We start from the raw sequence: 2926 nt of genomic DNA, 5'->3' as shown, positions 1-2926 counted from the left end.
CCCTGGCCCAGGCGCACGTGCATGGGGTTGCCCTCGACTGGAAGGCCCTGTTCGCCGGCTCCGGTGCCCAGCGCGTCGACCTGCCGACCTATGCCTTCCAGCATCATCGCTACTGGCTGAACCCGTCCGCCGGAAACGGCGCCGTGGACGTGTCCTCGGCCGGACTGAAATCCCTCGACCACGCCATGCTGTCCAGTGCGATGGGCTTGGCCGGCACCGACGGTGTGGTGATGACGGGCAGGGTCTCGGTCGAGACTCACCCCTGGCTCGCCGACCACGCTGTATGGGGTTCGGTCCTGCTGCCGGGCACAGCCTTCGTCGAACTCGCTCTGCAAGCCGCCGATCAGGTCGGCTGCGACCTCGTGGAAGAGCTCACGATCGAGGCTCCCCTCGTCATCGCCGGTCAGGACGCGATCGTCATCCAGGTCGCAGTGGCCGCAGCGGACCTGACGGGCCGACATGTGATCACGGTGTACTCCCGTCCCGCCGACGCCTCGGACGAAGCTTGGACGCGGCACGCCAGCGGCACACTCGCGGCCGGCGCATCGGCTACGGACGGGCTGAGTGAGTGGCCCCCCGCAGGAGCGCAAGCTGTCGCGGTGGACACGCTCTATGCATCGCTCGCCGATGCGGGGTACGAGTACGGTCCCCTGTTCCAGGGGCTGCGGGCCGCATGGCGACAGGGAGACGACGTATACGCGGAAGTCGCCCTGCCGGACGACGCCGAGGTCGACGGTTTCGGGCTGCACCCAGCCCTTCTGGACGCGGCCCTGCACGCGATGGGCCTCGCAACCGCAACCGCAACCGCCACCGACACGGACGGGGCGGCGGGAGTGGACCGGAGTGTCTCTTTCCGCAGTGGGAGCGCAGCTCCTGCGGGTTCGCGTCCGCCGCGGGAAGTCGGGAGCGTCGCTGCTGCTGGCCGACGGAGCGGGATCGCACGTGGCCTCGGTGGAATCGATCGCGCTTCGCCCGATCTCACCGGAGCAGCTGCGCGGACGTAACCACGTCCACGCCGACTCGCTGTTCCGCGTGGAATGGTCCGCGAAGCCGGTCAGCACTCAGAACACGGAGGCCACCTGGGGCGTTGTCGGGGGAGCGGAATTCCTACCCGGCACGGAGCGGTACGAGGATCTCGCCTCCGTGGACGAGGTTCCGGATGTGGTGGCGGTGTCGTTCGCGGGCTCCGGCTCCGGGGACGTGGTGTCTCGTACACATGAAATCGCGCGGCAGGCGATGGAGTTGGTGCAGGGGTGGCTGGCGGACGAGCGGTTCGCCGATGCGCGGCTGGTGGTGGTGACTCAGGGCGCGGTGTTCTGTGACTCGCCCGATCCCGTACAGGCTGCCGTGTGGGGTCTGGTGCGGACGGCCGAGTCGGAGAACCCTGGGCGGTTCGTCCTGGTGGACGCCGACGAGACGCAGGAGCTGGTTCTGCAGGCCGTGGTGGCTTCGGGTGAGCCGCAGGCTGCCGTGCGCGCGGGAGAGGTGTACGTTCCGAGGCTGGCACGGGTGGCCTTGCCTGCCGAGCCGCAGCCCGCATTCGCCGAACCGTCCGGCACCGTGCTGGTGACGGGTGCCAGTGGTGTGCTGGGCGGGATGGTGGCACGTCACCTGGCCGCCGAGCACGGCGTACGGCACCTGCTCCTGCTGAGCCGTCGAGGTGCGGACGCTCCAGGGACGGCTGAGCTCCGGGCCGAGCTGGCCGAAGCGGGGGCGGAAGCACGCTTCGCGGCCTGTGACGTAGCGGATCGCGATGCGCTGGCCCAGGTCCTGGCCGACCTAGGGGCCGAGAACCCGCTCATCGGCGTGGTGCACACCGCCGGTGTGCTGGATGACGGCGTGGTGTCCTCGCTGACACCGGAGCGGTTGGCAGCGGTGATGCGGCCGAAGGTCGACGCCGCCTGGAACCTTCATGAACTGACGCGTGACATGGATCTGTCGATGTTCACGCTGTTCTCCTCCGCCGCCGGGGTGTTCGGTGGTGCAGGTCAGGCGAACTACGCCGCGGCGAACGCGTTCCTGGACGCCTTGGCCGAGGTCCGGCGGGCGGAAGGACTCGCGGGGCAGTCGCTGGCATGGGGGCTGTGGGCCCAGGCGAGCGCGATGACGGGGCAGCTGGACGGCGGTGATTTTCGGCGTATGGCCCGGGGTGGTCTGACGCCGTTGTCCTCGGAGCAGGGGCTTGAGCTCTTCGACCTGGCCGGCGGCTTGGCCGACGAGGCCGTGCTGGTGCCGATCCGGGTCGACATGGCTGCCTTGCGGGTACGTCCGGAGATGACTCCGCTGATGCTGCGGGCGCTGGTCCGGGTGCCGAACCGGCGGCAGGCCGATGTCGGCACCGATCGCTCCGCATCCTTCGGGCGCACCCTCCTCGCCCTCCCCGCGGCAGAGCAGCACCAACTGGTGCAGGATCTGGTGAGGGCTCAGGCGGCTGCCGTGCTCGGGCACGACTCCGGCGAGGCGGTACAGCCCGAGCGGGCGTTCACCGAGCTGGGCTTCGACTCCCTCACCGCAGTCGAACTCCGCAACCGCATGAGCGCGGCCACGGGGCTGCGCCTGCCGGCCACGCTCGTGTTCGACTACCCGACGCCGCTCGCGATGGCCGACTACGTACGGACCGAGATCGCCGGCGTGCAGGAGGAAGCCGCCACCAGCCGTCCCGCCCTGACCGGCAACGGCGCCGGCTCCGGTGACGACCCGGTCGTCATCGTGGGCATGAGCTGCCGGTTCCCGGGAGGAGCGGAGTCGCCCCGCAAGCTGTGGGAGCTGGTGGCCGGTGGCAACGAAGGCATTACCGGCCTGCCCACGGACCGGAACTGGGACGTGGAAGGGCTCTACGACCCGGACCCGGACAACCCCGGCACCTCCTTCACCCGTGAAGGAGGCTTCCTGCACGATGCGGCGGAGTTCGACCCGGGCTTCTTCG

2 protein-coding genes are annotated in these 2926 nt (G+C 70.0%); both read left to right on the top strand.

Going from position 1 to position 2926, the window contains the following annotated elements; all coding sequences use genetic code 11:
- Nucleotides 1-1004: polyketide synthase dehydratase domain-containing protein (locus tag IH13_RS0136155; protein ID WP_199814937.1), on the top strand; the 1004-nt coding region annotated here is incomplete at its 5' end.
- A gap of 232 nt (nucleotides 1005-1236) precedes the next feature.
- Nucleotides 1237-2926, top strand: a 1690-nt coding sequence (locus tag IH13_RS39505) for a type I polyketide synthase (RefSeq protein ID WP_420713449.1), incomplete at its 3' end; no start/stop codon positions are given.

Origin of the sequence: Streptomyces sp. NRRL WC-3549, from assembly GCF_000721935.1 — a bacterium.
GTDB lineage: Bacteria > Actinomycetota > Actinomycetes > Streptomycetales > Streptomycetaceae > Streptomyces.
The sequence above is the reverse complement of the archived record's forward strand: the minus strand, read 5'-3'. Positions and strand labels throughout refer to the sequence as shown.